Origin of the sequence: Kluyvera chengduensis, assembly GCF_044197065.1 — a bacterium.
GTDB lineage: Bacteria > Pseudomonadota > Gammaproteobacteria > Enterobacterales > Enterobacteriaceae > Kluyvera > Kluyvera ascorbata_C.
In genome coordinates this window covers 19,814-46,034 of the sequence record NZ_JBIQOI010000004.1, presented here as the reverse complement: position 1 = coordinate 46,034, position 26,221 = coordinate 19,814, and the positions used below count along the sequence as shown (strand labels likewise).

The following is a 26,221-nucleotide window of genomic DNA, read 5'->3' as shown; positions in this document are numbered from 1 at the left end:
CGCGAAGGGGTGGAGGGAATAAGTATGCAATGGATGAAATGGGGGCTGCTGGTTTCTTTGCTACCGACCGTTGCTCAGGCTGGGAATCACTGGAACGTCACGGTGCCCGGCGGAAGTATGCGCTTTCAGGGCGTCATTATTGCCGAGGCCTGTAGCGTTGCGGCGAGTGACCGATTGATGACGGTAAAGATGGGACAGGTGAGCAGCCATCGTTTTCATGCGGCAGGTGAAGAGTCTAATCCGATTGCTTTTGATATCCATCTTGAAGATTGCAGCACCGCCGTCAGCCAGCACGTTGGCGTGTCATTTCAGGGCGTCGCGAGCGGTAAAGATCCTGACGTGCTCTCCGTGGGTGAAGGTGCGGGTATCGCGACCGGTATTGGTATTGCGCTGTTTGATGCTCAGGGCGAGCTGATTCCTATCAATCAGGAACCTCGTCGTTGGGTACGGCTTAACGATGGCACGAACACGCTGCATTTTGTTGCGAAGTACCGCTCAACGGACCGTCAGGTCGTCGGCGGCACGGCCAATGCACAAGCCTGGTTTGCTTTGACCTATCAGTAATTAACCGGACACAGGATATGACGGTGAGTACAACAAGGGTAAACATGAATAGAACGTTGATGATGGTGTTCGGAATGCTGTTGATAGCCGCCGGACTGGTTTCTCCTGCACAGGCGGGAGTCGCGCTGGGAGCGACCCGGGTTATCTACCCTGCGGGACAAAAACAGGTACAACTGGCCGTCACCAATACCGATGAGAAAGGCACTTTCCTTATCCAGTCATGGGTAGAAAACGCCGCGGGCGCTAAAGACGGACGCTTTGTGGTGACGCCGCCGCTGTTCGCGATGCAGGGGAAAAAAGAGAACACCCTGCGTATCCTCGATGCCTCAAATAATCAGTTGCCGCAGGACAGAGAAAGTCTGTTCTGGATGAACGTCAAAGCGATCCCTGCGATGGACAAATCAAAGCTTAACGACAACACCCTGCAACTGGCCATTATCAGCCGCATCAAGCTCTATTACCGCCCGGCAAATCTGACGATGCCGCCGGAAGAGGCTCGCGAAAAGCTAACGTTTCGTCGTAGTGCCGGCAAGCTCACGCTGGTCAATCCTACGCCGTACTACCTGACGGTCACTGAACTCAATGCGGGCACCCGAGTGCTGGATAACGCGCTGGTCCCACCTATGGGCGAAACCAGCGTGAAAATTCCGGATGATGCGGGCGGAGAGATTACCTACAGAACCATCAATGACTACGGTGCGCTGACGCCGCGCGTAATCGGCGTGATGCGGTAAACCACGGGAACTTCCCGTATCCCTTGAACAGAATAAGAACAGATAGCCGGGCGATGTCGAACCGGAGGGACTATGTCATATCTGAAATTTGGCCTCGACCATTTGCAGGCCCGACGCATCCGGCTGACGCAACTCTCCGTTGTGACTTTGCTCGCATCACCGGTCTTTCTTGCTCAGGCGGAGCTCTACTTTAACCCGCGCTTTCTGGCCGACGACCCCGCCGCCGTTGCGGATCTCTCGAGCTTTGAGAAGGGGCAGGAGCTGCCGCCGGGCACCTATCGTGTCGATATCTATCTCAATGATGGCTTTATGACGAGCCGCGATGTCACCTTCAGTGCCGGTGAAAACGGCCACGGTTTGATGCCGTGCCTGACGCGCGGCCAGCTTGCCAGCATGGGGCTTAACACGGCGTCGATTAAGGGAATGGATACGCTGGAGCCGCAAGCCTGCGTCCCGTTTACGGACATGATTAAAGACTCGACCGTTCGTTTAGACGTGGGTTTGCAGCGCCTCTATTTGACCATTCCTCAGGCCTTTATGGGGAATCAGGCGCGTGGCTATATTTCACCCGAGCTGTGGGATAACGGGATCACCGCCGGGCTGCTGAACTACAACTTTACCGGCAATAACGTCCAGAACCGCGTCGGCGGCAGCAGCCAGTATGCCTATTTAAACCTGCAAAGCGGGCTCAACGTTGGCGTGTGGCGGCTACGTGATAACAGCACCTGGAGCTACAGCAGCGGGTCAACCAGTCAGAATCAATGGCAGCACGTCAACACCTGGCTGGAGCGGGATATCACCCCGTTCCGCTCGCGCTTGACGCTGGGCGACAGCTACACCAACGGCGACGTCTTTGACGGCATTAACTTCCGCGGCGCGCAGCTGGCGTCCGATGACAATATGCTGCCGGACAGCCAGAAAGGTTTTGCGCCGGTGATTCACGGTATTGCGCGCGGGACGGCGCAGGTCTCTATCAAGCAGAACGGCTATGAGATTTATCACAGCACGGTGCCACCGGGCCCGTTCACTATTAACGATCTCTATGCGGCCGGTAACGGCGGCGATCTCCAGGTCGCTATTAAAGAGGCGGACGGCAGCGTTCAGAGCTTCACCGTGCCGTATTCTTCTGTGCCGGTCTTGCAACGTGAAGGCCACACGCGCTATGCGCTGACCGCCGGGAAATATCGCAGCGGCAACGATCTCCAGGAAGATCCTACGTTCTTTCAAAGTACGTTGATGCACGGGCTACCGGCAGGATGGACGCTTTATGGCGGTACCCAACTGGCAGACCGTTACCGTGCCTTTAACCTTGGCGTTGGGAAAAATATGGGCGAACTGGGCGCGCTGTCGGTGGATATCACCCAGGCCAACGCCACGCTTCCTGATGACAGCCAGCAACAGGGTCAGTCGGTACGATTCCTCTATAACAAATCGCTCAGCGAGCTCGGCACCAATATTCAACTGGTGGGCTACCGCTACTCCACGCAGGGCTACTACAGCTTTGCCGATACCACCTATCAGCGCATGAGCGGCCATAGCGTAATGACCGAAGACGGTCCGGTTTACGTGAAGCCGAAATTCACCGATTACTACAACCTGGCCTACAGCAAACGCGGCAAAGTGCAGGTCAGTATCACTCAGCAGTTGGGACGTACGGCGACCCTGTATTTAAGCGGTAGCCGCCAAAGCTACTGGGGAACCGATAACGCGGACGAACAGTTCCAGGCCGGTTTAAATACCGCCGTCAACGACATCAACTGGACGCTGAGCTACAGCCTGACCAAAAACGCCTGGCAGGACGGGCGCGACCAGATGCTGGCCGTGAACGTCAACATTCCGTTCAGCCACTGGCTGCGTTCAGACAGCCAATCCGTCTGGCGACACGCCAGCGCCAGCTACAGCATGTCTGACGATCTTAATGGTCGCATGAGCAACCTGGCCGGGCTGTACGGCACGCTGCTGGACGATAACAACCTCAGCTACAGCGTGCAGACCGGCTATGCCAGCGGCGGGGAAGGCTCTAGCGGCGGCACTGGCTATGCGGCGCTGAACTATCGCGGTGGCTATGGAAATGCCAACGTCGGTTACAGCCACAGCGACGGCATGAAACAGGTCTATTACGGCATGAGCGGCGGCATTCTGGCACACGCCAACGGCGTCACGCTGAGTCAGCCGCTCAACGATACGGTTGTGCTGGTCAGCGCGCCGGGAGCGGAAGGGACAAGGGTCGAAAACCAGACCGGGGTACGCACCGACTGGCGCGGTTACGCCGTCCTGCCGTACGCCACTGAATACCGGGAAAACCGCGTGGCGTTAGACACCAACTCGCTGGCAGATAACGTCGATTTAGACGAGGCGGTGGTCAACGTGGTGCCAACCCATGGTGCGATTGTGCGTGCGCAATTCAACCCCCGTGTTGGGATGAAGTTGCTGATGACGCTGACCCACAACGGCAAGAGGGTGCCGTTTGGCGCGATGGTGACGTCGGCCGACAGCCAGAACAGCAGCATTGTGGCGGATAACGGCCTCGTTTACCTGAGCGGCATGCCGCTCGCCGGAAAGGTTCAGGCGGTGTGGGGCGAAGGCGACGATGCTCGTTGCGTGGCCGATTACCGCATCCCGAATGAGAGCCAGGAACAGACGCTGATTCAGCTATCGGCCGTGTGCCGCTAAGGACAGAAGAATGAGAAACCCTTTTTACCTGCTCAGCGCGCTCTTTGCGCTGACGGCTACCTGCGCGCTGGCGGCGGACAGCACGATAACCATCACCGGCAACGTCAGGGATAACGGCTGTGCCGTGGCGGGCGAGTCAAAAGACTTTGTCGTCGACCTGATGAACAACGCCGCCAAACAGTTCAACGCCATTGGCGCAACCACGCCCTCCGTCCCGTTTCGCATCGTGCTTTCGCCGTGCGGTGGGGCGGTTTCCGCCGTGAAGGTCGGGTTTATCGGCGTGGCGGATAACGGCAATACCAGCCTGTTAAAGCTGGATAACGGCGCGTCTGCCGCGGCAGGAATGGGGGTTCAGATCCTCAACGGGCAGCAGACCATGCTACCGCTTAACGCCGCGTCATCGACCATTCCATGGACGACGCTCACCCCCGGTCAGACCAATACGCTGAACTTTTACGCTCGCCTGATGGCAACGCAGGTGCCGGTCACCCCCGGTCACGTTAACGCCACGGCGACGTTCACCCTTGAATTTCAGTAAACGGAGGCGCAGATGAAACGCTTTTATTACGGCTGGCTGTGGGCGTTAGCGCTGATGGCCGTCTCTCCGGCGCTTTGGGCTGCCGATGTCACCATCACCGTCAACGGCAAAGTGGTGGCGAAGCCCTGCACGGTATCAACCACTAACGCCAGCGTCGAACTTGGCGACCTCTATACCTTTAGCCTGCTTTCCGCAGGCTCTGTCTCCGCGTGGCACAGCGTGGCGCTTGAGCTCAGCAACTGCCCGGTCGGCACGTCGCGAGTGATCGCGAGCTTCAGCGGCACGGCAGACGCCACCGGCTATTACCAGAATCAGGGCACCGCTAAAAACATCCAGCTTGAGCTCCAGGACAACGGCGGAAACACGCTGAACACCGGCGCGACCACGACGGTGACGGTGGAAGAAGCATCGCAGTCCGCGCACTTCCCATTAAAGGTGAGGGCACTGTCGGTTAACGGCGGCGCGACCCAGGGCACCATTAAGACGGTCATTAACGTCACCTATACCTACGCCTGACCAGGAGAAGAGAGTAATGAAGAACGTGATAGCCCTACTGACGACGCTGCTGCTGGCTGGCTGGTCGTTTAACGCCTGGTCGTTTGCCTGCAAGACCGCCAACGGTACGACGATCCCTATCGGCGGCGGGACTGCCAACGTCTATGTGGATCTCGCCCCGGCGGTCAACGTGGGGCAAAACCTGGTGGTCGATCTCTCGACGCAGATTTTTTGCCATAACGATTACCCGGATACCATTACCGACTACGTGACGCTGCAGCGTGGTTCGGCCTACGGCGGGGTGCTGTCGAGCTTCTCCGGTACCGTGAAATACAACGGCACCAGCTATCCGTTTCCCACCACCACCGAAACGTCCCGGATTATCTATAACTCAAAGACTGATAAACCCTGGCCTACGGCGCTTTACCTGACGCCGATTAGCTCTGCTGGTGGCGTGGCGATAAGCGCCGGTACGTTGATTGCGGTGATGATCCTGCGCCAGACCAACAACAAAAACAGCGATGATTTTCAGTTTATCTGGAACATCTATGCCAATAACAACGTGGTGGTGCCGACCGGCGGCTGCGATGTTTCTGCGCGTAACGTGACGGTGACGCTGCCGGACTATCCCGGCTCCACCGCCATTCCACTAACGGTTTATTGTGCACAGAGCCAGAAGCTGGGCTACTACCTTTCAGGCACCACGGCGGATGCGGCAAACTCTATCTTCACCAATACCGCGTCGGCCTCTCCGGCGCAGGGGATTGGCGTGCAGCTTACGCGCAACGGCAGCGTGCTGCCGGCTAACAATACGGTGTCGCTTGGGACGGTGACGACTTCTGCCGTCAGCCTGGGGTTAACGGCCACCTATGCGCGAACCAGTGGTCAGGTGACGGCGGGGAACGTGCAGTCGATTATTGGGGTGACGTTTGTGTATCAGTGAGGGCGCAGTGTCGGCACGTTTTGCGAGGCGAATTCCAGATTAACGTGATGATTTGATTAGCGTATGAAAATCACTTGCGGCCTGTAAGTGATAGCAGTACCTTTGCCCGGCATCTGCAAAATCAGGTGCCGGGATTGGTCTCCTGAGCATATTCTTACTGGCGGCATATGACGCGCTTTGCGTCTTTTTTATGTCGTTTGCCTAGTCACATCTCAATGGTGGGCTGGGCGGAGGCGTCGTAAGACGCACCGGTGTCCAGTAAGGCCGGCAAGACCAACTCCGTCCGGTTCCGCCACCCGTAGATTGGTCTCTTCGGTGGTGGTTCAAATAATCACTTACTGGAGGTTGCCCCCTATGGCTACGATCCCTACCCAGACTCACCCATCATCCGCCACACCGATAAAAACCGAGCGTCGCTACACCGTCAGCTACGTCCCTCAGCAAGGTAATACCAGCACGCCCTCCCTGAACCTCAGCGGGAAATGGCTAAAAGAGGTCGGTTTCAACATTGGAACAGGCGTCACGGTGAAGATTGCCGGAGGCTGCATTGTGCTGATTCCGGATAACGATGAAATGAAAGCGCTGCGTGAAGAGATTAAGCAGATGAAGCAAGCGGTAAAGGCGGTGAAGGAGGGGGTATTGAACGCGTTGTGATATCCCTGAAAAGCAAAAACCCAGCCATAGGCTGGGTTCTTTAAATAGTGGTGCCCGGACTCGGAATCGAACCAAGGACACGGGGATTTTCAATCCCCTGCTCTACCGACTGAGCTATCCGGGCAACGGGGCGCATTAAACCGTAATCGCCTCGACTCGTCAACGAAATTTATAAAATTTGCGGCGAGTTGCACAATCTATCACCACTTTGCCCGTTTTGCATGTCGGGTCAGGCAAAAAACGCCGTCCAGGCCGCCGAAATCGGCATCGCCAGCAACAGCGCGGGCAGCATATTCACCACCGCAAACATCTTAATCCCGCAGATGCGCAGCCCGGTTGCCAGCAGCAGCAGGCCGCCGACGGCGGTGAAGTCGGCCATCATGGCGGGGGTGGTCAGCGGCAGGATCAGGAATGCGCAGAACGCCAGTGAGAGCTGGATGATAAGCATCGGCACGCTGATGGCGCAAACGGCAAAACCGAGCGAGCAGGCAAAGATCATCGCGGTGAAGAAATCGAGGAACGACTTGGCGATAAGAATGGTCGGGTCGCCGGTCATGCCTTCATGCATCGACCCGAAAATCCCCGTCCCGCTGGCGCAGAACAGCACGATAATCGCCACGAAGCTTTGAATAAAGTTCTCATGCTGGCTGCTTTTGCCCGGCTTGAGCATCCGCTTTTGTACGCTGGAAACGGCTTTATTGATGCCTTTTTCCAGAAAGCAAAACTCGCCAATCAGCGCGCCGACCAGCGTTGCCAGTACCATCACCGGCATATTGGCACATTTGATAACCAGCAGCAGGCCAATCCCCAATGAGGCAAGGCCGAAAATAGAGGTCATTGAAACACGAATACGCTCCGGTAAACGCTGGCTGAGCAGCGCGCCGAGCAAACCACCGACCAGCACCGCGCCGGCATTAATAAATGGGCCTATTACCACGTTAACTCCTGTTACTTATCGATAAGTCCTGCATTATTATGGACTGATTAATCGGTTCAGTGCTTGTTTCTCCGTGGTATAAGTGCATAAAAATTTCGTCTTGCACCCCCTGGTGAATGGTGCCATGATTGCGCGAATTTTCTCCTTTCCTGAATCGGGGCCGCCTGCAATGACATCTTTGCCATTACATCGCCAACGCCACTTCGCCTGCTCGCGAAGGTCTGCCCCTTTCTCATTGCTCACCATGCGGTGAAGCCAACGCACGCTCACTGCAGGACAACAGTAAGATTAGACCATGTCTGCTTTTACTGATGTCTGGCGGTCGGAGCTGTAACCCAGTTGCACCCAGACGCTTTATGGGGCAAAGCCAGCGGCTTTGTCCGGGGCTTTTACTCTCCCTGAGTGGGTCGTTGCGCTTATGAAATCAATGCACATTGCTGCCAGTCGCGAACTGGTCTCCCGTCTCTCCACCCATCGCAGCGTGGTGGCGCTGGACGGCACCGACTTTACCGATGTCGCAGCAGTCGTCATAACGGTGGCAGATAGCCACAGCGGCATCCTGGCATTACTCAAACGTACCGGTTTTAACCTGCCGGTCTTCGTGCTGACGTCGGAAGCTATCAGCGCGCCGGAAGGCGTGAATGCGGTGATTAGCGGAAAAGAGCAGGAGTGGCTGGAGCTGGAAACGGCGGCCTGTCGCTACGAAGAAGACCTTCTGCCGCCCTTCTTCGACACCCTGACCCAATACGTCGAGATGGGCAACAGCACCTTTGCCTGTCCGGGCCATCAGCACGGCGCGTTCTTTAAAAAGCACCCGGCGGGCCGTCAGTTCTATGACTTCTTCGGCGAGAACGTATTTCGTGCCGACATGTGCAACGCTGACGTGAAGCTCGGCGATTTGCTGATCCACGAAGGCTCAGCCAAGCACGCGCAGAAGTTCGCGGCGAAGGTCTTCAACGCCGATAAAACCTACTTTGTGCTGAACGGCACTTCGGCGGCCAACAAGGTTGTGACCAACGCGCTGCTCACTCGCGGCGACCTGGTGCTGTTCGACCGCAACAACCACAAATCCAACCACCATGGCGCGCTGATCCAGGCCGGGGCGACGCCGGTTTATCTGGAAGCGGCGCGCAACCCGTTCGGCTTTATCGGCGGCATTGACGACCACTGTTTTGACGACCGCTATCTGCGCGAGCAGATCCGCGAGGTGGCGCCGGAGAAAGCCGATGACGCGCGCCCGTTCCGCCTGGCGATCATCCAGCTTGGCACCTACGACGGCACGATTTACAACGCCCGTCAGGTGGTGGATAAAATCGGCCATCTCTGCGACTACATCCTGTTTGACTCCGCGTGGGTAGGCTACGAGCAGTTTATCGACATGATGGCGGACACCTCGCCGCTGCTGCTGGATCTTAACGAAAACGATCCGGGGATTTTTGTCACCCAGTCGGTGCACAAACAGCAGGCCGGGTTCTCGCAAACCTCGCAGATCCACAAGAAAGACAACCACATTCGTGGTCAGGCGCGCTTCTGCCCGCACAAACGGTTGAACAACGCTTTCATGCTGCACGCCTCAACCAGCCCGTTTTATCCGCTGTTTGCGGCGCTGGACGTGAACGCCAAAATTCACGAAGGGGAGAGCGGCCGCCGACTGTGGGCGGAGTGCGTCGAGCTGGGGATTGAGGCGCGCAAAGCGATCGTGGCGAACTGCAAGATGATCCAGCCGTTTATCCCGCCGATCGTCGACGGTCGCCCGTGGCAGGATCACCCGACCAAAACCATCGCCAGCGAACGTCGTTTCTTCAGCTTTACGCCGGGGGCACGCTGGCACGGTTTTGAAGGCTACGCGCAGGATCAGTACTTCGTCGATCCGTGCAAGCTGCTGCTGACTACACCGGGCATTGATGCGCAAACCGGGGAGTACACCGAGTTTGGCATTCCGGCGACGATCCTCGCGCACTACCTGCGTGAAAACGGCATCGTGCCGGAGAAGTGCGATCTCAACTCGATCCTGTTCCTGCTGACGCCAGCGGAGTCCGCTCTGAAAATGGCGCAGTTGGTGGCGATGCTCGGCCAGTTTGAGCAGCATATCGAAGACGATACGCCGCTGGCCGATGTGCTGCCGACTATCTACAACAAATACCCGGTACGCTATCGCGACTATACCTTGCGTGAACTGTGCCAGGAGATGCACGACCTGTACGTCAGCTTTGACGTGAAGGATTTGCAAAAGGCGATGTTCCGCAAAGCCAGCCTGCCTGCGGTAGTGATGAACCCGCAGGATGCCAACAGCGAGTTTATTCGCGGCAACGTGGAGCTGGTACGCATCAGCGAAGCGGAAGGGCGCATTGCCGCCGAGGGCGCGCTGCCGTATCCGCCGGGCGTGCTGTGCGTGGTGCCGGGGGAAGTCTGGGGCGGCGCGGTGCAGCGCTACTTCCTGGCGCTGGAAGAAGGGGTGAACCTGCTGCCCGGCTTCTCGCCGGAGCTTCAGGGGGTTTACAGCGAGAAGGATGCTGACGGTATCAGCCGGTTGTACGGCTATGTACTGAAATAAAACGGACCCCTCATCCCGTAGATGAGGGGGTTATGCGGCGCTGCGTCGGTACATACGGCGCGGGTGTCCAATCTTGCCATACAGCATTTCCACGCTTAAAAAGCCCGCTTCTACACAGTGTTCCAGGTAGCGGCGGGCGGTGGTTTTACTCAAACCCGTTTCGCTGACCACTTCATCCACGGAGAAGCAGTGCGCGGCCTGGTCGTTAAACAGCTTTTGCACCAATCCCAGCGTTTTCTCCTCAATGCCTTTACTGCCGCTGTCCTGGCGATAATTTTTGGCCTGAAGCTGGTAGAGCGAATCAACGTTCTGCTGGTCGACGATTTTCCATACCCGCTGCTGCTCGGCAAACTGCACAAAACGTTCCAGCGATTGGCTCAGCCGCTTCCACGATACCGGCTTGAGGATATAGTCAAAGGCGCCGTTACGAATCGCCAGGCTACAGGTGTCCATGTCGCTGGCGGCGGTAATGAAAATGACCGAGCAGTTGGCCTGTACCAGCATGGGGTTGCTGATGAGCGTAATGCCTTTACCGTCGGGCAAATAGTTATCCAGCAGCAATAGCTGCGGCTGCTTGCTCTTGAGCTGTGCCTGAGCGTCCGCCAGTGAAGAGGCTATACCGACGAGCCGCAGGCGCGGGTGCTTGCTGATAAGCTCCGCGTGCAGCTGCGCCAGTTCATGTTCGTCTTCAACAATCAGTACATCGATAAGTTCATGTTGCATAGTCGGTATCTTCCAGTTCCTGTGAGGTACATCTGGCCGTTCCCGTTGCCGGAATAAACAGTGAGAAAATCGTGCCGCGCGGCGTGTTATCGGCAACTTCGATTAAACCGCCAGCCTGGGTGACATAGCTTTCGATCAGATACAGTCCAATCCCGTGATCGCCCCGCGTTTTGGTGGTGATCCCGCGTTCAAATATCCGCTCGCGGATCTCCGGTTTAATGCCGATCCCCTGATCGGCGACCTCGATAATTAACTCTCGATCGTTAAGCTTGATCATCACCTCTACGGGTTCATGCGGAAGCGGGGCGCGCTGCGTCGCTTCAATGGCGTTATCCAGCAGATTACCAATAATGGAGATAACCTCGGACTCCGCCAGCGGGACAAACGGCCTGTCCATCAGGCAGCCGGGGTCAAAGCGCAGTGCGACACCTTTTTCACGGGCGCGAGCGGCTTTCCCCAGCAGCAGGCCACACATTGTTGGCGAGCTAAAGCGTGAGGAGATAAAGTCCAGCAGTTCCTGGGCGTGCTCCGACTGGGCCTGGATAAAGCGAATGGCCTCGTCGTAGCGCTCCATATGCAGTAACCCGGAGAGGGTGGTCATCCGATTGAGCTGCTCGTGGCGCATGATGCGCAGGTTATCAACGTAGCGTTTTACCTGGCTTAGCTGGGCGCTGAGAGAGTCAATTTCGTTACGATCGCGGAAGGTTATCACCCAACCCTGAAGCGAATTCTCCATCATGATCCTTACGCGGCTGGCGATTACTGTTAGATCGTTAAAATGGCAGATCTCATCGTGCGTGTCCTGCTTGAGCATGGTCTCACGGTTGAAGAACGGCATCGGGGTAATGACGTCGCTAATCAACTGTCCCCGCAGCCGACGCGCCGGAAGGCTAAGGCCCAGCAGCTTTCTGGCCGCCTGGTTAATCACCTCGATACGCAGGTTATCGTCAATGGCGATAACGCCTTCGTAGATAGACTCCATCATCGCTTTTTGCTGACGCACCAGCAGCCCTATCTCGCGAGGTTCCAGGGAGAAAATCTGCTTTTTAATACTGCGGGTGAAGAACCACGAGAAGATGAACAGCGCCAGCAGCAGCAGGACGGCGGCAATCAGGATATTCACCACCTTGTTGACGGTGATGCTGTCGAGATAGCTGGTGAGGTAGCCGACGGAGACAATGCCTATCACCTTGCCCTGGTCATCAAAAATAGGGGCTTTGCTGCGTAGCGAAATGCCTAACCCACCCTGGCGAATCGTAGTAGTGCTTTTACCCCGCAACACCTCTTCGTTATCACCGCCGACCAGCGTGGTGCCTACGCGATCGTTAAATACTGAATGAAATAGATGCCGACCTTCATTATCGCCAACGACAATAAAGCTGGCATCGCTGCGTGCGGCTAATCGCTGCATAAAATCATGGATGGCAGGAATATTTTTATCGGCAACCTGTTTACGCAAGCTTGGGATGATAGCAATTTCTTCCGCTTGTATTTTGGCGCGACCGCTCATCTCTTGATAGAGCTGACGACCCATATCGATATAATAATAGCTACCCAGCAGTGCAAACAGCACTGAGAAAAAGGCAACCAGCGAAATAAACAGTTTTATCTGGAATGATACTTTCATTACTCTCACGCAGGGCCGCAATGGATACCGCCAATATATCATCTTTTTTGACGATACCAGCCTGTTTGCCGGAAACTTGTGATCCCTTGCACAGCCGCGCCCTGACAGGGGATTTTCTGAAAAGCGGGTTTAATTAAGGTTAAATTAATAAATGTTATTTATTTGTGCAATTTAGAAAAGAAACCATAAAAACCACGCTTATAAATAAGGCATTAATCACATTAAATAAAAGAAACCATTAAAACCATAGGTGCCATTAAAACTTCGGTTTTAATATGCTTTCACTCACACAAAGTAAGCCTTTAAGCCCTTAGGCTAAACACACAAAATAACCAAAAGGGCTTCATTATGAGCACAACTGATGATTCATTCTCTGTTACCCACGATCCGATAGAAATTCAGCGTCCGGCGCTTAAAGAACGCTGGTGGCATATTATGGATACCTGGAAAGTTGGCATTATTCCACTGCCGCTGTTTTTGCTGGCTGGGGTACTTATCGCGATTGATTGTCTGGGCGGCAAGCTGCCGAGCGATATCGTGGTGATGGTCGCGACGCTGGCGTTTTTTGGTTTTGCCTGCGGCGAGTTCGGTAAGCGTCTGCCGATTGTCGGTAAGCTCGGTGCGGCAGCGATTTGCGCCACCTTTATTCCTTCGGCAATGGTCTATTACGGCCTGCTGCCGGACGTGGTGGTGGCGTCGACCACCACATTCTATAAATCGACCAACATTCTCTATCTCTATATCTGCTGCATTATCGTCGGCAGCATTATGAGCATGAATCGTACGGTGCTGATTCAGGGCTTCCTGCGTATTTTCTTCCCGATGCTGTGCGGCGAAATCGTCGGCATGATTGTTGGCATGGGCGTGGGGATGGCGCTGGGTCTTGAGCCGTTCCAGATCTTCTTCTTTATCATTCTGCCGATTATGGCGGGCGGTGTCGGTGAAGGCGCGATTCCGTTGTCTATCGGTTACGCCACCATACTGCATATGGATCAGGGCGTTGCGCTCGGTCGCGTACTGCCGATGGTTATGCTCGGTGGCCTGACCGCCATTATCATCTCTGGCTGCCTTAACCAACTGGGTAAACGCTATCCGCACCTGACCGGTGAAGGCCAACTGATGCCAAACCGCGCTAACGCAGATACGCAATCTTCGCAGCCAACGGTATCCGGTAAAACCGACGTCACCACCATCGCTTCCGGCGCGCTGCTGGCGGTACTGCTCTACATGCTGGGGATGCTGGGCCACAAACTGATTGGCCTGCCAGCACCGGTTGGCATGCTGTTTATGGCGGTACTGGTGAAGCTGTGCAACGCCGCCTCTCCGCGTCTGCTGGAAGGTTCTCAGGTGGTTTACAAATTCTTCCAGACCTCCGTGACCTACCCCATTCTGTTTGCCGTGGGCGTGGCTATCACGCCGTGGCAGGAGCTGGTTAACGCTTTCACCGTCAGCAACCTGCTGGTCATCGTCAGCACCGTGTCGGCGCTGGTTGCCACCGGCTTCTTCGTCGGTAAAAAAATCGGCATGCACCCGATTGATGTCGCCATCGTCTCCTGCTGCCAGAGCGGGCAGGGCGGTACCGGTGATGTGGCCATTCTGACCGCCGGTAACCGTATGAGCCTGATGCCGTTCGCACAGATTGCAACCCGTATCGGTGGGGCGATTAACGTCTCTATCTCGCTGCTGGTACTGGGCAACTTCCTCGTTTAATCAGGACTGAATAATGAAACTCGCAAGCTTTATCTATCAGGGCGTACGCAGCTACGGCATCGTAAAGACCCAAGGGATGATTGATTTAGGCCGCCGTCTGGGTGACCGCTACGCTGACCTGAAGGCGCTGCTGGAGGGCAACGGGCTGGCGGACGCCACGCGTTATCTCAACGATGCGGTGGATGTACCGATGGATGCCGCGACCTTTTTACCGGTGATTGAACACCCGGAAAAGATCCTCTGCGTGGGCATGAACTACGCCGAAAAACGTAAAGAGTTTGACCAGCATAACCCTGCGCCGACGCTGTTTGTCCGCTTCCCGGACTCCCAGACGGCGCATAACGCACCGGTACTGAAACCGCGTCATTCGCGTGAGTTTGACTACGAAGGCGAGCTGGCGGTGATTATCGGTAAGGGCGGCGAGAACATCAGCCGTGAAGACGCGCTGCGCCATGTAGCAGGCTACAGCTGCTACATGGACGGCTCCGCCCGCGACTGGCAGCACACGTGGTTTACTGCCGGTAAAAACTGGCGTCAGACCGGGGCGTTCGGCCCGTGGATGACCACGGCGGATGAAATTCCTGACCCGCACCAGCTTGCCATCCGCACTTGGTTGAACGGCCGCATGGTGCAGGACGACAACACCAGCAGCATGATCCACAAGGTGGCGGAACTGATTGAATACATCAGCACCTTCACCCGCCTGAGCCCTGGCGATGTGATCATCACCGGCTCCCCTGGCGGCGTCGGCAAAAAGCGTAACCCGCCGCTGTTTATGCAGGAAGGCGACCGTATTGAGGTGGAAATTGAGCACATCGGCCACCTCAGCAACATCATCATGGAAGCGCCAGCGAACACGCTGACGGCAGCGCACTAAGTAAGGCGGCACGATGCACACGCAACCCACTTTCGATTTCCGGGTTACCCAGGTAGCGGAACATCCGGAACGTTTAGATTCGATTCGTTCGCTGCTGGTTGATAGCGGTCTCGGCATGGACAGCGACATCTCGCTGTTTGTTGAAGCCTGGTCCGGGGAAACGCTGGTGGGCTGTGCGGGTCTGGCGGCGAACGTTATCAAATGCGTGGCGGTTGATGAACGCCAGCGCGGCGCCAACCTGAGCGCCCGTCTGCTGGCTGAGGTGGAAAACGTAGCGCTGGCCTTGGGCCATTTCCACCTTTTCCTCTGTACGCGCCCGTGCAACAAAGAGCGCTTTGCCCGTAGCGGTTTCTGGCCCATTGCCCAAAGCGGTAACAACGCGGTGCTGATGGAAAACACCCCGCAGGGAATTCAGCGTTACTGCCGCGCGCTCAGCCAGAAACGCAGGCCGGGGGAAAAGGTGGGCGCCATCGTGATGAACGCGAACCCGTTCACTCTCGGCCACCGTCATCTGGTGGAAACGGCGGCGGCGCAGTGCGACTGGCTGCACCTGTTTGTGGTGCGCGAGGATGCGTCGTTCTTCCCGTTCCAGGCGCGTCTGGAAATGGTGCGGGCGGGCGTGGCGCATCTGCCCAACGTCACGGTGCATGAAGGTTCGCAGTACATCATCTCCCGCGCCACCTTCCCGGCCTATTTCCTCAAAGAGTCCGGGAAAGTGCAGCAGGCGTGGAGTGAAATCGACGTGCTGTTATTTCGCAATAACATCGCGCCGGCGCTGGGCATTACCCATCGTTTCATCGGCTCTGAGCCATTTTGCGATGTCACCCGGCAGTACAACCAGACGCTGCACGCGTTACTCGAGGGCGACATCACGGTGGTGGAGATCCCGCGCATTAAGGTCACGGGTAACGCCATTTCGGCATCGGAAGTGCGCCGCTTACTGAAAACGCAGCAATTTTCTCGAATCCGGGACATTGTCCCGGCATCCACTTTCGCGCATTTAGAAGCGCATTACAGTGCGGAAGTCGCATAACTATCAGGACTAAATCATGAAAATCGTAAGGGAGGCGCTGGCCGGAACGCAGGAGTCCAGCGACCTGATGGTGAAAATCGCCCCCGCCGACGGCGAGCTGGAGATTGTCATCCACAGTGAAGTGATGAAGCAGTTTGGCGAGCAGATTCGCCAGGTCGTAGCCGAGACCCTGCGCACGATGGGCGTGCAGCAGGGGCTGGTTATCGTCGAAGACAAAGGTGCGCTGGACTGTGTTATCCGCGCCCGTCTGCAAAGCGCGGTACTGCGCGCAACGGACGCGCAGCAGATTGCCTGGGAGAAACTGTGATGAGTAAACTTCGCCGCAGTATGTTGTTCCTGCCGGGCGCCAATGCCGCCATGCTCTCTACCGCGTTTATCTATCGTCCCGACTCCATCATGTTCGACCTCGAAGACGCGGTGGCGCTGCGTGAAAAAGACACCGCGCGCCTGCTGGTCTTCCATGCCTTGCAGCATCCGATGTACCAGGACATTGAAACCGTTGTGCGCATCAACCCGCTCAGCACGCCGTTTGGTCTGCTGGATTTGGAAGCGGCGGTTCGTGGCGGCGTTGACGTGATTCGCCTGCCGAAAACCGATACCCCGGACGATATTTTCGAGCTGGAAGGCCACCTTGAGCGCATTGAACGTGAGTGCGGGCGCGAAGTGGGCTCCACCCGGGTGATGGCGGCCATTGAATCGGCGATTGGCGTGATTAACGCCGTGGCGATTGCCCGCAGCTCCCCGCGGCTTATCGGCATTGCGCTGGCGGCCTTTGACTACGTGATGGACATGCAGACCGAACGCGGCGACGGCACCGAACTGTTCTACGCCCGCTGTGCCGTGCTGCACGCCGCGCGCGCCGCGCATATTGATGCCTTCGACGTGGTGTGGTCAGACGTTAACGATGAAGCCGGGTTCCTGCGGGAAGTTGAGCTGATCCGCAAGATGGGCTTTAACGGCAAATCACTGATTAACCCACGACAGATTGACCTCTTACACAACGCCTACGCGCCAACGCAGCAGGAAGTTGACCATGCGCAGCGAGTGATTGAAGCCGCGGAAGAGGGCGAGCGTAACGGGCTGGGCGTCGTGTCGCTCAACGGCAAAATGGTGGATGCGCCGATTATTGACCACGCGCAGCGGGTGCTGGAACGCGCGGCGGCTTCCGGCGTGCGTCGTTAAGGATAAAACAATGAATCAGACAGAACTTCTTCACGAAAATTTCCCCCATCTGCGGGCGCTTCAACCTTTTGATACGGCACACAGTACTACGCCGTGGCTGGGCGATATCGAGGCCAAACATCACCGCAAGCTGTGCGACTCGGTCGAGCAGGCGGTGGCGCGCTGCGGCCTTAAAGACGGCATGACCATTTCGTTCCATCACGCGTTCCGTGAGGGCGACCGGGTCATCAACAACGTGGTGGCGAAGCTTGCGCAGATGGGCTTTAAGAACCTGACGCTGGCCTCAAGCTCGCTGATGACCTGCAACGATGCGCTGATTGAGCATATCGAAAGCGGCGTGATTACCCGCATCTACACCTCCGGTATGCGCGGCAAGCTGGCGGATGCCATCTCCCACGGGTTAATGGAGGAGCCGGTACAAATCCACTCACACGGCGGCCGCGTGAAGTTGTTGCAGGACGGTGAGTTGCAGATAGACGTCGCGTTTCTCGGCGTACCGTGCAGCGACGAGTTTGGCAACGCCAACGGCACGCACGGCAAGTCCTGCTGCGGTTCGCTGGGCTACGCCATGGTCGATGCGCACTTTGCCCGCAAGGTGGTGCTGCTGACCGAAGAGTTGGTGCCGTTCCCCAATATGCCCGCCAGCCTGGTGCAGGATCAGGTCGATTATATTGTGCAGGTTGAGAGCGTCGGCGACCCGGCGAAAATCAGCGTTGGCGCAGCACGCGTCACCAGTAACCCGCGTGAGCTGAAAATTGCCCGCGATGCAGCAGAGGTGATTGAACACTCCGGCTACTTCAAACCGGGCTTCTCTATGCAGACCGGCTCCGGCGCGGCGGCAACCGCCTGTACCCGCTTTATGGAAGAGAAAATGGAGCGCAGCGGCGTCACCGCCCGCTTTGCGCTCGGCGGTATTACCGGCAGCCTGGTGGATCTGCATGAAAAAGGGCTGATCGAAAAGCTGCTCGATACCCAATGCTTTGACGGCCAGGCGGCGGCTTCACTGGCGCGTAACCCGAACCACGTGGAGATCTCGACTAACGTTTACGCCAACCCCGGCAGCAAAGCGGCCTGCTGTGACCAGCTTGATGTGGTTATCCTCAGCGCGCTGGAGATTGACATCGACTTCAACGTTAACGTGATCACCGGTTCTGACGGTGTGATGCGCGGCGCGTCCGGCGGGCACTGTGACGTTGCTGCGGCGGCGAATCTGACCATCGTGGTGGCCCCGCTGCTGCGTAGCCGTATTCCGACGGTGGTGAAGCGGGTGACCACGCGCCTGACGCCGGGGGAGAGCATTGATGTGCTGGTTACCGACCACGGCATTGCGGTGAATCCAGCGCGTCCGGAGATCCGTGAACGGCTGGTAGCGGCTGGGCTGAAGGTGGTGGATATCGAAACCCTCTACGACCGCGCGGTCTCACTGACCGGCCTGCCGAAGCCGATTGAATTTACCGATAAAATTGTTGGGGTAATCCGCTATCGCGACGGTAGCGTGATTGACACCGTACGTCAGGTGAAGGAGTAACATCATGACCACCGCGACACCCGTGCAGACGGGTGTCAGCCTGGAGGCGCTGCTGGCGGCGAAAGAGAGCCGCGCGGCGCGTCAGGCTGACTGGCTAACGCATTATCAACAACCGATTATCTCACTCACGCTGGTGACGCCGGGGGCGGTTAAAAACAGTCTGCGCTATCGCAATACCATGGGCGTGGCGCTGCAGATGTGCGATCAACTGCTCTGGCAAAACGGCTGGCAGGTATTGGATCGCCAGGTCTTCTGGCTGCCTACCGGGCCGGAAGCCATGTGGTGCGTGGCGCATCAGGCGCCGGAAATCAAAGCCCACTGTGCGGCGCTGGAACAGAGCCATCCGCTAGGGCGGCTGTGGGATCTCGACGTTATCTGCCCACGGGCCGGGCACGTGGGGCGTTTATCGTTGGGGAGTCATATGCGACGCTGCCTGATTTGCGATGAACCGGCGCATGCCTGCTCTCGCTCGCGTAAGCATCCGCTTGAGCAGGTGGTTGGCTGCGTGGAGAAGATGATTGATGACTGGTTTATTCGCGACTAAATCCAACGCCACGGGCATCGCGGCGCTGGCGGAAGAGGCACTGTGGCAGGAGCTTGAGCTGACGCCAAAGCCGGGGCTGGTGGATAAATACAACAACGGCGCGCACCGGGATATGGACCACGCGCTGTTTGTTCGCAGCATTGCCGCCATTTCTCCATGGTTCCCTCGGTTTGCCGAGCTGGGCGATAAGCACGCGCATCTTCCTGCCAGCGAGCAACTGCGAAGGATTCGTCCGATGGGCATCGCCTGTGAGCAGGCCATGTACGCGGCAACCGGCGGCGTGAACACCCATAAGGGCGGTATTTTCGCGCTGGGGCTACTTTGCTTTGCCGCGGGCCGATTGGGTGAGGTCAACCCGCAGCGGCTGTGCAGTGAAGTGAGTGATATCTGCCGTGGGCTGGTTGAGCGAGAGCTGGCCGCTCGCTCATCGCAGGCGACCGCGGGCGAACGTCAGTTCCATCAGTTTGGCCTGACCGGCGCGCGCGGGGAAGCGGAGAGCGGATTCGCCACGGTTCGCAAGGCGCTGGTGGGCTGGAATCGCCGCCATCTGCACGCGCTGCTGCTGCGTTTAATGGCGGTGAACCCGGATAGTAATCTGGTCTCGCGCGGCGGGATGAACGGCCTGCGTTACGTGCAGGATTATGCCCAGAACTTACTGGAGAACGGTTGGGATGAAGGCGCGCTGTTAGCAATGGATAACGCGCTGATTACGCGGAATTTAAGTCCCGGCGGCAGCGCCGATTTACTGTCAGTAGGATGGGTGCTATCAAGGATGTAGGCCTGATAAGCGCAGCGCCATCAGGCAGAATGGTGCAGGTTGCCGGATGGAGGCGAAGCCTTATCCGGCCTACCATTTTGAACCCGGCGTCGCTTTGCTCGGCCGGGCTACGTTACTACGTTAGTGGGCAACCGTCTGTACACCGGCAGGCGTACGTTCATGTTTGTATTTAAACAGCCCAACAAACGCCACCGCCAGAACCAGAGAGTAGCCGGCGAAAATCAGCCATACGCTCTGCCAGTCGGTGATGCCCTCTACGGTGTACATCTCAACCACCTTACCGCTCGCCATACCGCCGAGGATACAGCCGAAGCCGTTGGTCATCATCAGGAACATACCCTGCGCACTGGCGCGGATTTCCGGGCGAACCTCTTTCTCCACGAACACCGAACCGGAGATGTTGAAGAAGTCGAAGGCGCAGCCGTAAACAATCATCGACAGTACCAGCAGCACGGTGCCGAACGGCGTTGGGTCGCCGTAGGCGAACAGGCCGAAGCGCAGCATCCATGCGAAGATACTAATCAGCATCACGTTCTTGATGCCGTAACGGCTTAAGAAGAACGGAATGGTCAGGATGAACAGGGTTTCGGAAATCTGCGAAATCGACATCATCACCGACGCGTGCTGCACGATAAAGCTGGTAGCAAACAGCGGGTCTTTATCGAAGCTGTGCAGGAAGGTGTTGCCGAACATATTGGTGATTTGCAGCTCTGCGCCTAGCATCATGGAGAAGATAAAGAAAATCGCCATGCGCTTGTTTTTAAACAGCGCGAACGCATCGAGTCCCAGCATGCTGGTCCAGCTCTGTTTTTGCTGCTGGTTAGAAACCGGAATATGCGGCAGGGTCAGGGTAAACAGCACCAGCACAACCGACAGCGCGGCACCGATATACAGCTGCATATGGCTCAACTCGAAGCCTGAGAAGCTCACTGCCCACATCGCCAGAATAAAGCCGATGGTGCCCCAGATACGAATCGGTGGGAAATCGTTAACGATATCCATACCGGCCGTTTTCAGGCGGTAGTAAGAGATGGTGTTAATCAGGCCCAGCGTTGGCATATAGGCCAGTGAGTTGAGCAGGATAACGAAGAACATCGCCCCCGGCGTGGTGACTTCGGCCGCCATAAACAGCGTACCGGCCCCGACCAGGTGACAGAAAGCGTAAACCCATTTGGCGCTGATCCACTTATCCGCCACGATGCCGAGCAGCGTAGGCATAAACACGGCGGCGATACCGAGGGAACTATAAACAGCGCCAATAGCTGCGCCGTCGAATTTCAGCGTGACAAACATGTATGAGCCGAGCGTGGTGAGCCAGCTCCCCCAAAGACAGAACTGCAGGAACGACAGTATCTTAAGCTGCAGCTTTAAATTCATGTTACTTTCCTCACAAAATTTGGCGTGGTGTGTTGCTTGGATAACATTCAGAGGCGTTATTTGCGCTGATTCTATCAATGCTGGTGATGGGACATTGTTAAGCGCCGCAAAATTTTGCAATTATTTTTACTTTGCAAAACGATTTAGTGACAAAAGTAACATTTTTACAGAGAGGGTCGGTGGCGCGTCGCTCTCACCCTGATGGATTCAGGATGAGAGCGCTTGAACGTGTGACAATTATTACTTGCGACGATAGCTCTTCTGCGCGGTATTCACCTTGTACAGATAGCGACGTGATTCCGCAGACGGATGGCGGGTGGTCAGGGTCTGGTAAACGTCGCCCGGCGCCATGCTGTTGATAATATTCGCCGCCTGAACTTTATCGTTGGAGAAGACGCGCAGTACGCTGCCCGCGCCGCCGTTATAGGCGGTGATCACCGCATAGCGACGTGACGTTGGGTTATCGATACCGCCCAGATAGACATTGCTCAGCATCGCCAGATAGGCGGTACCGGTGTCGATGTTGCTGGCCGGGTCGAACAGATAGCTACGGCTTGGCGTGCCGGATTTCCCCTGCGAACGGAATACGTCTTTCCCGGCGGTATGCTGCACCACCTGCATCAGTCCCATCGCGTCGGAACGACTGACCGCATACGGGTTGAAGGAGGATTCGGTCTGCATAATCGCCAGAATCAGCGACTCGTCGACGCCGTATTTACGCGACGCCTGACGCACCATGCCCAGATATTTATGCGCACGCTTATCCAGGTGGTTTGGCACCAGATTAATGGTCACGCTGTAGATAATGTGTAGGCCGCTGGTGCGTTTTTTCATTCGCGTTTGCAGCAGGTAGTCGGCAAAGCGCTCGGCGCGCCACTGCCAGCGAATGGCTTCGCCGGTGTTATCGACCACCTGGCCGTAGAGGAACGGCTCTTTGGAAATCTGAATATCGTCGGCGTCGGAGTAAAGGTCGACCGAGCCGGGGTCATCGCCCATTAACAGTGTGGTGACGATGGCCTGACGCAGACGCGCGGCGGGATCGGTACCCGCGATGGTTTCAACGGTGATGGTACCGTCGTCGAAGTTGATGTGGCTACGGGTTTGATAGCCGTCGGAATATTTAACGTAGTCTTTTGGACCTGCGATCAGAACTTCGTTAAAACCCCAGATGTTTTCAATGTTATGGGCGAACTGCCCCATCAGAATGTCAAAACCGTTGGTGTCTTTTACCCACGCCTCGTTATAGGTATCGCCTTTCTTATTCGAGGAACAGGAGACCAGCAGCGGCGCTATCAGTGCCAGAGCGAGTAATTTTTTCATTATTCCGGGAGCGCGTGTTGTGGTTGTCTTGAAGGGCCGTCGGGCCCCTACTGTTTTTCAGGCGGCGTGTAGCCTTCAATGTGCACATCTTTGCCCTCAAACAGGAAATTGATCATTTCCTCTTCCAGCAGCTTACGGTGCTCCAGGTTCATCATGTTCAGTTTCTTTTCATTGATGAGCATGGTCTGCTTCTGCTGCCACTGCTTCCAGGCCTCTTTAGAGATCTCGTTATAGATACGCTTTCCCAGATCGCCGGGATAGAGCTGGAAATCCTGTCCTTCGGCATCGCGCTGCAGGAAAGTACAAAAAATGGTTCTGCTCATAATCAATCCTCTTATGTCGCCGCTCGCTAAACGAGTGAATCGGCGCGTAACTGCTGCAACAGGCGCTCAACCGGTGCGGCCAGCCCAACGACGGGCGGCTGCGCTAAGTTATACCAGAGAGCGCTGCCTTCATCCATGCATGACGTGAATGAGGACACAGTAAGCCACATTGGCACAATGTCCAGATGGAAATGGCTGAAAGTGTGGCGGAACGCGGTAAGCTGGGTCAGCGTATCGGCAGGGATATGCCGTGCTTCCAGCCAGTCTCGCAGCGCCTCTTCGGTTTCAAACTGCGGGAAACAGTATAGACCGCCCCACAGCCCGCTGGGTGGACGCTGCTGCAGAAAGACGTCGCGGTCGTTTTGCATCATCAGGAAATAGCCGGTACGTTCCGGGATGGTCTGCTTTGGTTTTTTGCCCGGATATTGCGCCCAGCTGCTATTCGCGGTAGCGAGACAGCCGTTCTCCAGCGGGCAGAGCGAACACTTCGGCTTCGAGCGGGTACAGACCAGCGCGCCGAGATCCATCATCGCCTGATTAAAGCGCGATACGCCAACGGCGGGGGTGACCTGTTCGCTGATATCCCACAGCTTTTTCTCCACCTCTTTTTTACCCGGCCAGCCGCCCACGGCGTAGCAGCGCGCCAGCACGCGCTTGACGTTGCCGTCGAGAATCGGGAAGTGTTTGCCGAGCGACAGCGACAAAATTGCCCCCGCGGTGGAGCGCCCAACGCCCGGCAGCGCGGCCACTTCTTCGAAGGTTTCCGGGAAGCGTCCCTGATGAAGCGTAGCGACCTGCTGCGCGGCTTTGTGCAGATTACGCGCGCGGGCGTAGTAGCCGAGCCCGGTCCACAGGTGCAGCACATCGTCGAGCGGCGCGTTGGCGAGATCGGTCACGGTGGGAAAACGTGCCATAAACCGTTCAAAGTAAGGAATGACGGTGGTAACCTGCGTTTGTTGCAGCATTACCTCTGACAGCCATACTTTGTAAGGCGTCTTTTCAATTTGCCAGGGCAGGGTTTTACGCCCGTATTTGTCGTACCAGTCCAGCACCTGGGCTGAAAATTGAGACGCTTGCATGGTCAAAGCAGTGCTTCCAGTATTGTACTATCAGGGGGCCAGATTGCAGCACAGCGGTACTATGCTGTAAACAGGAACTTTCCGGTGCTTGCATCCGGCAACTAACTTTGGATAATGCCCGTTTCCCGAACACTCTCACAAGCAGACTTAATTTTTATGAAGAACGACGTCATTTCACCGGATTTTGATGAAAACGGCCGCCCACTGCGCCGCATTCGTAGTTTTGTTCGTCGCCAGGGGCGACTGACCAAAGGGCAGGAACACGCGCTGGAAAACTACTGGCCGGTGATGGGCGTTGAATTCAGCGAAGAGCCTGTCGACTTCGCCGCCCTGTTTGGCCGTGAAGCGCCAATCACGCTGGAGATTGGTTTTGGGATGGGGGCTTCGCTGGTGGCAATGGCCAAAGCGCGCCCGGATCAGAACTTCCTCGGTATTGAAGTACACTCACCGGGCGTAGGCGCATGCCTGGCATCCGCTCACGAAGAGGGCGTCGATAACCTGCGCGTGATGTGTCACGATGCGGTCGAAGTGCTGCACAAGATGATCCCGGACAACTCCCTGAACATGGTGCAGCTCTTTTTCCCTGACCCATGGCATAAAGCGCGTCATAATAAACGCCGTATCGTTCAGGTACCTTTTGCCGAGCTGGTAAAAAGCAAACTGAAGCTGGGCGGTGTGTTCCACATGGCAACCGACTGGGAAGCCTATGCAGAACACATGCTGGAAGTGATGTCCTCCATTGACGGATACCAGAACCTGTCTGAAAGTAAAGACTATGTACCGCGTCCGGAATCACGCCCGGTAACCAAATTTGAACAGCGTGGCCATCGTCTTGGCCACGGCGTATGGGACTTAATGTTCGAGAGGGTGAAATAAAATGGCAAAGAATCGTAGCCGTCGTTTGCGTAAAAAAATGCACATCGATGAGTTTCAGGAAATTGGCTTCTCCGTGGCATGGCGTTTCCCGGAAGGCACCAGCGCAGAGCAGATCGATCAGGAAGTCGACCAGTTTATCGATGAAGTGATCGAGCCGAACAAACTGGCCTTTGACGGCAGCGGCTATCTGGCTTGGGAAGGTCTGATTTGCACCCAGGAAATCGGTAAATGCACCGAAGAACACCAGGCTCTGGTCCGTAAGTGGCTGGAAGATCGCAAGTACGAAGAGGTCCGTACCAGCGAACTTTTCGACGTTTGGTGGGACTAATAAAGCATATAGGGTCAGCATTCGCTGGCCCGATTTGTATTAAGGGAAAGTGATGATGCGCAAAACGCTGCTGACGGCAGTTTTAACCTTCACGGCGATGTCCGCCCATGCTGACTACCAGTGCAGCGTAACCCCCCGCGATGACATCGTGCTGAGCCCGAAAACCGTGCAGGTAAAAGGCGAAAACGGCAACCTGGTGATTACCCCAACCGGCGATGTGACCTACAACGGTAAGGTCTACACGCTGAGCGCCGCCCAGCGCGAGCAGGCGAAAGACTACCAGAGCGAACTGCGCAGCGCGCTGCCGTGGATTGACGATGGCGCACGTAGCCGCGTTGAAAAAGGCCGCGTGGCGCTGGATAAAATTATCGCCAAAGAAGTGGGCGAGAGCAGCAATATGCGCGGGCGTCTGACCAAGCTCGACGCGCAGCTCAAAGAACAAATGAACCGCATTATTGAACACCGCACCGACGGCCTGACTTTCCACTATAAAGCTATCGATGAAGTTCGTGCCGATGGTCAGCAACTGGTGAATCAGGCGATGGGCGGCATTCTCCAGGACAGCATCAACGAAATGGGTGCCAAGGCCGTGCTGAAAGGCGGCGGTAATCCGCTTCAGGGCGTGCTGGGGAGTTTAGGCGGTTTGCAAACGGCTATTCAGAACGAATGGAAAAACCAGGAGGCGGATTTCCAGGCCTTCGGTAAAGACGTGTGTGGCCGCGTGGTGTCGCTGGAAGAGAGCCGTAAGGCGCTGGTGGGCACGCTAAAATAACGACATGGTAGGCCGGATAAGCGCAGCGCCATCCGGCAATTAGCACCGAATT

The 26,221-nt window shown here is 56.5% G+C and carries 26 protein-coding genes and 1 tRNA gene; 19 read left to right on the top strand and 8 right to left on the bottom strand.

What is annotated here, in order from left to right; translation table 11 throughout:
• The first annotated feature begins 24 nt into the window (after window positions 1–24).
• From fimI to ACH1XZ_RS12790, 7 genes are all read left to right on the top strand, one after another.
• Window positions 25–564: a type 1 fimbrial minor subunit FimI gene (gene fimI, locus ACH1XZ_RS12820; RefSeq protein WP_395595873.1), complete on the top strand. Its 540-nt coding sequence runs from the start codon at window positions 25–27 to the stop codon at window positions 562–564.
• Between the two features lie 44 nt (window positions 565–608).
• On the top strand, window positions 609–1,298 hold the full coding sequence (locus ACH1XZ_RS12815; protein ID WP_395595872.1) for a fimbria/pilus periplasmic chaperone: 690 nt from the start codon (window positions 609–611) through the stop codon (window positions 1,296–1,298).
• A gap of 72 nt (window positions 1,299–1,370) precedes the next feature.
• A complete protein-coding gene (locus ACH1XZ_RS12810; protein WP_395595871.1) occupies window positions 1,371–3,971 on the top strand; it encodes a fimbrial biogenesis usher protein in 2,601 nt (866 codons plus the stop codon).
• Window positions 3,972–3,981: 10 nt separating this feature from the next.
• Window positions 3,982–4,509 (top strand): type 1 fimbrial adaptor subunit FimF, encoded by a 528-nt coding sequence (gene fimF / locus ACH1XZ_RS12805; RefSeq protein WP_395595870.1) that lies wholly within the window; start codon window positions 3,982–3,984, stop codon window positions 4,507–4,509.
• 12 nt (window positions 4,510–4,521) lie between these two features.
• Window positions 4,522–5,025, top strand: a complete 504-nt coding sequence (gene fimG / locus ACH1XZ_RS12800; RefSeq protein ID WP_395595869.1) for a type 1 fimbrial minor subunit FimG — start codon at window positions 4,522–4,524, stop codon at window positions 5,023–5,025.
• Between the two features lie 16 nt (window positions 5,026–5,041).
• Window positions 5,042–5,947: a fimbrial protein gene (locus ACH1XZ_RS12795; protein ID WP_395595868.1), complete on the top strand. Its 906-nt coding sequence runs from the start codon at window positions 5,042–5,044 to the stop codon at window positions 5,945–5,947.
• A 354-nt stretch (window positions 5,948–6,301) separates the two neighbouring features.
• Window positions 6,302–6,601: a SymE family type I addiction module toxin gene (locus ACH1XZ_RS12790; protein WP_395595867.1), complete on the top strand. Its 300-nt coding sequence runs from the start codon at window positions 6,302–6,304 to the stop codon at window positions 6,599–6,601.
• Between the two features lie 48 nt (window positions 6,602–6,649).
• Here ACH1XZ_RS12790 and ACH1XZ_RS12785 read toward each other — a convergent pair.
• Both ACH1XZ_RS12785 and ACH1XZ_RS12780 read right to left on the bottom strand, forming a co-directional pair.
• Window positions 6,650–6,725: transfer RNA gene (locus ACH1XZ_RS12785), tRNA-Phe, on the bottom strand.
• 105 nt (window positions 6,726–6,830) lie between these two features.
• A complete protein-coding gene (locus tag ACH1XZ_RS12780) occupies window positions 6,831–7,538 on the bottom strand; it encodes a DUF554 domain-containing protein (RefSeq protein WP_333011296.1) in 708 nt (235 codons plus the stop codon).
• A 418-nt stretch (window positions 7,539–7,956) separates the two neighbouring features.
• Here ACH1XZ_RS12780 and ACH1XZ_RS12775 point away from each other — a divergent pair, with 418 nt between their 5' ends.
• Window positions 7,957–10,092: an ornithine decarboxylase gene (locus ACH1XZ_RS12775; protein WP_395595866.1), complete on the top strand. Its 2,136-nt coding sequence runs from the start codon at window positions 7,957–7,959 to the stop codon at window positions 10,090–10,092.
• Between the two features lie 30 nt (window positions 10,093–10,122).
• Here the strand turns inward: ACH1XZ_RS12775 and ACH1XZ_RS12770 are convergent, their stop codons facing one another.
• Both ACH1XZ_RS12770 and ACH1XZ_RS12765 read right to left on the bottom strand, forming a co-directional pair.
• A complete protein-coding gene (locus tag ACH1XZ_RS12770; protein ID WP_395595865.1) occupies window positions 10,123–10,815 on the bottom strand; it encodes a response regulator in 693 nt (230 codons plus the stop codon).
• Complete coding sequence (locus tag ACH1XZ_RS12765; protein WP_395595864.1) at window positions 10,805–12,442, bottom strand: ATP-binding protein; 1,638 nt, start codon at window positions 12,440–12,442, stop codon at window positions 10,805–10,807. Before ACH1XZ_RS12765 ends, ACH1XZ_RS12770 begins: the two co-directional genes overlap by 11 nt.
• Before the next feature lie 348 nt (window positions 12,443–12,790).
• Here ACH1XZ_RS12765 and ACH1XZ_RS12760 point away from each other — a divergent pair, with 348 nt between their 5' ends.
• From ACH1XZ_RS12760 to citG, 8 genes are read left to right on the top strand one after another with little or no spacing between them, the layout of a single operon-like run.
• A complete protein-coding gene (locus tag ACH1XZ_RS12760; RefSeq protein ID WP_395595863.1) occupies window positions 12,791–14,152 on the top strand; it encodes a 2-hydroxycarboxylate transporter family protein in 1,362 nt (453 codons plus the stop codon).
• Window positions 14,153–14,165: 13 nt separating this feature from the next.
• Entirely contained in the window at window positions 14,166–15,029 is an 864-nt protein-coding gene (locus ACH1XZ_RS12755) for a fumarylacetoacetate hydrolase family protein (RefSeq protein ID WP_271458561.1), read from the top strand.
• Between the two features lie 13 nt (window positions 15,030–15,042).
• Window positions 15,043–16,062 carry a [citrate (pro-3S)-lyase] ligase gene (gene citC, locus ACH1XZ_RS12750; RefSeq protein ID WP_395595862.1) on the top strand — a complete coding sequence of 340 codons (1,020 nt, stop codon included), beginning with the start codon at window positions 15,043–15,045 and terminating at the stop codon, window positions 16,060–16,062.
• Between the two features lie 16 nt (window positions 16,063–16,078).
• Window positions 16,079–16,369: a citrate lyase acyl carrier protein gene (gene citD / locus ACH1XZ_RS12745; protein ID WP_395595861.1), complete on the top strand. Its 291-nt coding sequence runs from the start codon at window positions 16,079–16,081 to the stop codon at window positions 16,367–16,369.
• The gene (gene citE / locus ACH1XZ_RS12740) at window positions 16,369–17,244 is read left to right on the top strand and encodes a citrate (pro-3S)-lyase subunit beta (protein ID WP_035892044.1); all 876 of its coding nucleotides are present in this window, start codon (window positions 16,369–16,371) and stop codon (window positions 17,242–17,244) included. Before citD ends, citE begins: the two co-directional genes overlap by 1 nt.
• 10 nt (window positions 17,245–17,254) lie before the next feature.
• The gene (gene citF, locus ACH1XZ_RS12735) at window positions 17,255–18,772 is read left to right on the top strand and encodes a citrate lyase subunit alpha (RefSeq protein WP_395595860.1); all 1,518 of its coding nucleotides are present in this window, start codon (window positions 17,255–17,257) and stop codon (window positions 18,770–18,772) included.
• A 4-nt stretch (window positions 18,773–18,776) separates the two neighbouring features.
• The gene (gene citX / locus ACH1XZ_RS12730) at window positions 18,777–19,316 is read left to right on the top strand and encodes a citrate lyase holo-[acyl-carrier protein] synthase (protein WP_395595859.1); all 540 of its coding nucleotides are present in this window, start codon (window positions 18,777–18,779) and stop codon (window positions 19,314–19,316) included.
• On the top strand, window positions 19,294–20,094 hold the full coding sequence (citG, locus tag ACH1XZ_RS12725) for a triphosphoribosyl-dephospho-CoA synthase CitG (protein WP_395595858.1): 801 nt from the start codon (window positions 19,294–19,296) through the stop codon (window positions 20,092–20,094). Before citX ends, citG begins: the two co-directional genes overlap by 23 nt.
• A gap of 120 nt (window positions 20,095–20,214) precedes the next feature.
• On the opposite strand, the gene ACH1XZ_RS12720 is transcribed toward citG, so the two are convergent.
• The 4 genes from ACH1XZ_RS12720 to mutY form a co-directional block, all read right to left on the bottom strand.
• Window positions 20,215–21,471, bottom strand: coding sequence for a nucleoside permease (locus ACH1XZ_RS12720; RefSeq protein ID WP_395595857.1), 1,257 nt, complete (start codon window positions 21,469–21,471; stop codon window positions 20,215–20,217).
• A gap of 240 nt (window positions 21,472–21,711) precedes the next feature.
• Window positions 21,712–22,791, bottom strand: a complete 1,080-nt coding sequence (gene mltC, locus ACH1XZ_RS12715; protein ID WP_395595856.1) for a membrane-bound lytic murein transglycosylase MltC — start codon at window positions 22,789–22,791, stop codon at window positions 21,712–21,714.
• A 47-nt stretch (window positions 22,792–22,838) separates the two neighbouring features.
• A complete protein-coding gene (locus ACH1XZ_RS12710) occupies window positions 22,839–23,114 on the bottom strand; it encodes an oxidative damage protection protein (RefSeq protein WP_035892037.1) in 276 nt (91 codons plus the stop codon).
• A gap of 26 nt (window positions 23,115–23,140) precedes the next feature.
• The gene (mutY, locus tag ACH1XZ_RS12705; RefSeq protein ID WP_395595855.1) at window positions 23,141–24,193 is read right to left on the bottom strand and encodes an A/G-specific adenine glycosylase; all 1,053 of its coding nucleotides are present in this window, start codon (window positions 24,191–24,193) and stop codon (window positions 23,141–23,143) included.
• A 156-nt stretch (window positions 24,194–24,349) separates the two neighbouring features.
• Here mutY and trmB point away from each other — a divergent pair, with 156 nt between their 5' ends.
• The 3 genes from trmB to ACH1XZ_RS12690 are packed head-to-tail and all read left to right on the top strand — an operon-like array spanning window position 24,350 to window position 26,169.
• On the top strand, window positions 24,350–25,069 hold the full coding sequence (gene trmB / locus ACH1XZ_RS12700) for a tRNA (guanosine(46)-N7)-methyltransferase TrmB (RefSeq protein WP_395595854.1): 720 nt from the start codon (window positions 24,350–24,352) through the stop codon (window positions 25,067–25,069).
• A 1-nt stretch (window position 25,070) separates the two neighbouring features.
• The gene (locus ACH1XZ_RS12695) at window positions 25,071–25,397 is read left to right on the top strand and encodes a YggL family protein (RefSeq protein WP_395595853.1); all 327 of its coding nucleotides are present in this window, start codon (window positions 25,071–25,073) and stop codon (window positions 25,395–25,397) included.
• Between the two features lie 52 nt (window positions 25,398–25,449).
• Window positions 25,450–26,169, top strand: coding sequence for a YggN family protein (locus ACH1XZ_RS12690; RefSeq protein WP_395595852.1), 720 nt, complete (start codon window positions 25,450–25,452; stop codon window positions 26,167–26,169).
• Window positions 26,170–26,221: the final 52 nt, after the last annotated feature.

Coding starts and splice junctions, on each gene's coding strand:
- fimI (WP_395595873.1), top strand. CDS start 25: ATGCAATGGATGAAATGGGGGCTGCTGGTTTCTTTGCTACCGACCGTT.
- ACH1XZ_RS12815 (WP_395595872.1), top strand. CDS start 609: ATGAATAGAACGTTGATGATGGTGTTCGGAATGCTGTTGATAGCCGCC.
- ACH1XZ_RS12810 (WP_395595871.1), top strand. CDS start 1,371: ATGTCATATCTGAAATTTGGCCTCGACCATTTGCAGGCCCGACGCATC.
- fimF (WP_395595870.1), top strand. CDS start 3,982: ATGAGAAACCCTTTTTACCTGCTCAGCGCGCTCTTTGCGCTGACGGCT.
- fimG (WP_395595869.1), top strand. CDS start 4,522: ATGAAACGCTTTTATTACGGCTGGCTGTGGGCGTTAGCGCTGATGGCC.
- ACH1XZ_RS12795 (WP_395595868.1), top strand. CDS start 5,042: ATGAAGAACGTGATAGCCCTACTGACGACGCTGCTGCTGGCTGGCTGG.
- ACH1XZ_RS12790 (WP_395595867.1), top strand. CDS start 6,302: ATGGCTACGATCCCTACCCAGACTCACCCATCATCCGCCACACCGATA.
- ACH1XZ_RS12775 (WP_395595866.1), top strand. CDS start 7,957: ATGAAATCAATGCACATTGCTGCCAGTCGCGAACTGGTCTCCCGTCTC.
- ACH1XZ_RS12770 (WP_395595865.1), bottom strand. CDS start 10,815: ATGCAACATGAACTTATCGATGTACTGATTGTTGAAGACGAACATGAA.
- ACH1XZ_RS12765 (WP_395595864.1), bottom strand. CDS start 12,442: ATGAAAGTATCATTCCAGATAAAACTGTTTATTTCGCTGGTTGCCTTT.
- ACH1XZ_RS12760 (WP_395595863.1), top strand. CDS start 12,791: ATGAGCACAACTGATGATTCATTCTCTGTTACCCACGATCCGATAGAA.
- ACH1XZ_RS12755 (WP_271458561.1), top strand. CDS start 14,166: ATGAAACTCGCAAGCTTTATCTATCAGGGCGTACGCAGCTACGGCATC.
- citC (WP_395595862.1), top strand. CDS start 15,043: ATGCACACGCAACCCACTTTCGATTTCCGGGTTACCCAGGTAGCGGAA.
- citD (WP_395595861.1), top strand. CDS start 16,079: ATGAAAATCGTAAGGGAGGCGCTGGCCGGAACGCAGGAGTCCAGCGAC.
- citE (WP_035892044.1), top strand. CDS start 16,369: ATGAGTAAACTTCGCCGCAGTATGTTGTTCCTGCCGGGCGCCAATGCC.
- citF (WP_395595860.1), top strand. CDS start 17,255: ATGAATCAGACAGAACTTCTTCACGAAAATTTCCCCCATCTGCGGGCG.
- citX (WP_395595859.1), top strand. CDS start 18,777: ATGACCACCGCGACACCCGTGCAGACGGGTGTCAGCCTGGAGGCGCTG.
- citG (WP_395595858.1), top strand. CDS start 19,294: ATGACTGGTTTATTCGCGACTAAATCCAACGCCACGGGCATCGCGGCG.
- ACH1XZ_RS12720 (WP_395595857.1), bottom strand. CDS start 21,471: ATGAATTTAAAGCTGCAGCTTAAGATACTGTCGTTCCTGCAGTTCTGT.
- mltC (WP_395595856.1), bottom strand. CDS start 22,791: ATGAAAAAATTACTCGCTCTGGCACTGATAGCGCCGCTGCTGGTCTCC.
- ACH1XZ_RS12710 (WP_035892037.1), bottom strand. CDS start 23,114: ATGAGCAGAACCATTTTTTGTACTTTCCTGCAGCGCGATGCCGAAGGA.
- mutY (WP_395595855.1), bottom strand. CDS start 24,193: ATGCAAGCGTCTCAATTTTCAGCCCAGGTGCTGGACTGGTACGACAAA.
- trmB (WP_395595854.1), top strand. CDS start 24,350: ATGAAGAACGACGTCATTTCACCGGATTTTGATGAAAACGGCCGCCCA.
- ACH1XZ_RS12695 (WP_395595853.1), top strand. CDS start 25,071: ATGGCAAAGAATCGTAGCCGTCGTTTGCGTAAAAAAATGCACATCGAT.
- ACH1XZ_RS12690 (WP_395595852.1), top strand. CDS start 25,450: ATGATGCGCAAAACGCTGCTGACGGCAGTTTTAACCTTCACGGCGATG.